This is a genomic window from Pelatocladus sp. BLCC-F211 (assembly GCF_041928655.1).
Taxonomy (GTDB): Bacteria; Cyanobacteriota; Cyanobacteriia; order Cyanobacteriales; family Nostocaceae; genus Pelatocladus.
Genome location: NZ_JBHFLM010000239.1, coordinates 1 through 3,080, shown reverse-complemented (window position 1 = coordinate 3,080; position 3,080 = coordinate 1). Strand labels below are relative to the sequence as shown.

Annotated in this window: 1 protein-coding gene and 1 pseudogene; both read right to left on the bottom strand. The window is 38.4% G+C overall.

Features of this window, described 5'->3' with window-relative positions:
* Window positions 1-128: 128 nt before the first annotated feature.
* Window positions 129-1,712, bottom strand: coding sequence for a stem cell self-renewal protein Piwi (locus tag ACE1AT_RS28585; protein ID WP_374874529.1), 1,584 nt, complete (start codon window positions 1,710-1,712; stop codon window positions 129-131).
* A 57-nt stretch (window positions 1,713-1,769) separates the two neighbouring features.
* Window positions 1,770-2,840: pseudogene (locus ACE1AT_RS28580) on the bottom strand (transposase); the annotation flags it as partial.
* Window positions 2,841-3,080 lie beyond the last annotated feature (240 nt).

Below are 3,080 nucleotides of genomic sequence, written 5' to 3'. Positions count from 1 at the left end.
ATTGTTAAAAAAACCGTAACCCGACCACGGAAAAAACCATCGGTTGCTGTTTAATACCTAAGATTATTCATACTTTTGCTAAGTCTCTGATTAACTCAGCCCTGCTGGGTCTTTTTGCATGGCTTAGTCTAAACTCCAGTAGAAATATCCAAACCAATAAAATGATCAGCTATATCTAAAGGTTCAGCCAGAATGAAAGGTAAATTACCCAGTTTTGCCAGAATTCCTGGAATCACTTGGTTCAAAATATACTGATACTTCCCAGAATCACTTAAGGTATCCTCATAAATTATCTGGCTGGCAATCTGACGACGAAGTAGCAAAGAGTAAATTTGATGGTAGAAGCTACCTTCATCTGTATCATCAGTATGGCGATCGCTTTCAGGTAAAAACGCCAAAACAATGTCATGCGGTATCTCAACTAATTCATTGACAGTTCTCTCAACTGCTGCTCTTGCTTCAGTTTTAGTCAAGTTTTTAATTGATAACGGTGTTTTTGTAATTACCTCACTTTTAAAGCCATATTTTGCCAGACGTTGAGTTAACTGATCCAGAAATAAAGATACTGTTGCATCGCACAGCTTCAGGGCCGCAATCCGAATTACTTTTGATTTATCTTTAAATTTAGTGTGACGACGATAAACACCACCAGTTGATAATCCTTTGAGAATTTCAGTTCTCTTGCCAGTAATACCGTTGCCAAAAAGCAAAGTTATGTCCTCTAATTTAACCGGAGGTTCCCAGAACAAGCTTGGATAGTCACGACTGTTGATACTAAGTTCCAATTGCATTCCATAAGCCCTTAAAGCAGCTTGGGCTGTTTCTTTATAGGAAGCTAAGAGATTAGTCCTTTCTTGATGGATAATTTTAGTAGCCTTCAGTAGCTTGCCATATTCCACTTCAAATTGATTAGCTGTCTCAGATGTCACACAGGGACGCAAAGCCGCCATAGCATAATGAAACTGCTTTGTATCCTTACCAAACTGTATAGCAACTACAGGTTGGTTGTCTGGTGCTTCTCGCAGTGCTTGTTTACTAGTTGAACCAGTAGCTTTTTCCAAAAGTTGATCTCTATATTCTCCAATGGTTCCAACCAGACCTACAATTGTTGCCTTATTACCTCGTTCAATTTCTTGAACTTTAAAGCCTATTAAAAACTCTTCTGGTTTTTGCATTTGATGATGTTTTTCGTAAAATTCAGCTAGATTTTCACGAAACACAATGCTACTGCTAACTGTTAAAGTCAGAGCAGGATGTAAACTACCTTGTAATTCGATAGTTTCTGTCCAAAACTCTGGTTCTCTTCTGACTATAACTCCATTATTAGAGAAAGCAATTGGATGGTCAAATTTAGTTTTATTTAATACTTGAACCGCAAAAAGAGAAATAATGAATGGTGTTAATTGAGGATGACGTACTGATTGAAAACCAAATAAACGTTCCTTAAAGTCGTCTACTTCATCTTGAATTATTATTAGAGTTGCTTGCAATTCATCCTTGTTGGGTATTTGTTTATTAGAAGATACCAAAACCCAAAAATAAGGGTGATGCCATATCACAACAGTTTCGGACAGTTTTCGACTAAAATGATAGCTTAATCTGTTACCATCTTTTTTTTCTATTTCAGGTGTGAGTCGAAAACACATAAACTTAAGTTGTGAAGTTGTTAGTGGAAAAACTTCACTCAAAGATTTGTAGACTTGGGGAGACACAGTAGCTTATATCTTGCACCTGGAAATTTGAATGTCAATTCCATTACTAAGTGCCAAGTTTCTCAGACGTTCAATGTCTTGTAAAAGAAGTAACAACACTAATTGTGGAAAGATAATTTGGAATGCAATTTCTGCGGCTTGTCCCCAATTGGGTAAATTTGTAGATGCAATCGTTGTAGATAAGTAAGCCCAATGGGCCAAGATATAGGCAATCAAAGACAGTATCAACCAGCGGTAAACGCCTAAGAGTGTTCCTTGTCCAAAACGGTGTAAACCGAAACGGTGTTTGGCAGTTTTAAACCAACCCTCTATCTGCCATCGTCGTTTCCCCCACCAAGAAATGGTGCTGGGTTTGAGAGCTTTAGTAGACAAGACAAAGCGTTTTTCATACTTGCCATCATCACGCTTGAAATAGTACCAAGATACATAAACAGGAAACTTTAAACCTCGAAGACGCAGGAGTTGTCCGCGTTTATGTAATTGAGAAACGCTGTATCCCGAAGTTAATTTACGAGTACAAGCGATACCAGCAATGACGTGATATTTGAGCTTTCGCACACCATGTAGAAATTCCACACTGCCGAATGCAGTATCTACAAGGATCATCACCTGGAAGTGCTGGGTTAATTTTTTTGGCAAACATTTGACCAACTTTAATCCCAACTGTGCAGGAGAGGAAGTACCTTTTCCCCTCCATACACGAAAACTCCAAGGAATTCTCCATTTACCCACAACCAAATACACCACAACCAAATGCAAACCTCGTTTTCCGTTGTAGACACGGATTAAATCCTTGAATTGTGCAAATTTGCCACATTTCTCTAAAGTTGTCAGGTCAATAATCACTTGTAAACAAGGTTTGCGCCCTTTTGGGCAGTGTGACAAAATCTCCTGAATAATACGAGCGCGAGTAGTGCGAATTACACTACGGGTTGACCAATCATAAATATTTAGAAATCGGCTTAAGGCACTGGCAGACTTACTTTGAGAGTGTTCTGGTAAAGGTTTTCCTTGTGCTTGTAGGAATAATCCTAACATTGCTTCTAGGTTCTGTTGCTGATATCTAGAGGGCATCAACGACAGCAGAGTGTAAACTAGCCCTTGGGCGTGGGCAAGAATTGAGATCATTTTTCTTGCTTTTCATTATGCTTTTCACGCCCTTTTCTCTCATATTTCTGCCCTTGTGTGCAAATTCAACTACTCTTTCAACGTAGCGATCACCTGTCTTTAGTCATTTACGTAATTTCACATCTTGTTTAGTTATATAAGCTTCTTTTTTCTACTTAAAACTTTTCTCACTTCTGGAGTCACTTTTTTACACTCCTATTGCCTAATTAGTGGTTTATCCCCAGAGGTGCAAGATATAAG